This window comes from Bacteroides sp. 519, assembly GCF_010500955.1.
Classification (GTDB): Bacteria; Bacteroidota; Bacteroidia; order Bacteroidales; family Bacteroidaceae; genus Bacteroides.
In genome coordinates, this window is the sequence record NZ_QVMJ01000114.1 from 1 (window position 1) to 321 (window position 321).

At 44.5% G+C, this 321-nt stretch carries 2 pseudogenes; one reads left to right on the forward strand and one right to left on the reverse strand.

Annotation, left to right across the window (positions count from 1 at the left end):
* Positions 1 to 146: 146 nt before the first annotated feature.
* Positions 147 to 233 (forward strand): annotated as a pseudogene (locus D0T85_RS22925) (conjugative transposon protein TraN); the annotation flags it as partial.
* Here D0T85_RS22925 and D0T85_RS22145 read toward each other — a convergent pair.
* Positions 193 to 321: pseudogene (locus D0T85_RS22145) on the reverse strand (hypothetical protein); the annotation flags it as partial. The pseudogenes D0T85_RS22925 and D0T85_RS22145 sit on opposite strands and share 41 nt — an antisense overlap.

The following is a 321-nucleotide window of genomic DNA, read 5'->3' on the forward strand; positions in this document are numbered from 1 at the left end:
ACATCGTCTAGTGTTACGGATGTCAGGCGGTCGAGGCGAGCGCGTGTACGTGTTTGGTTAATGTAATCGAGAACAACAAGCTGATAATCGGCAAAGCGGGGTTTGAAATTACTCATGTCTTTACCCGAAGCAGGTGTCAAAGCCACATCAAACACATCGGGGGAAAACGTTTCGGCATCCAGTACACACTGAAAGGCATCTATTCGCATAATAATTTACTTTATCTGCATACACTACAGCTGTTTTTTCGTTAAAGTTGCCGGTGCTTATGTACGCAAAGCTGTGTTTGCTTTCGCGTAATATCAAGGCTACTTTGGCATG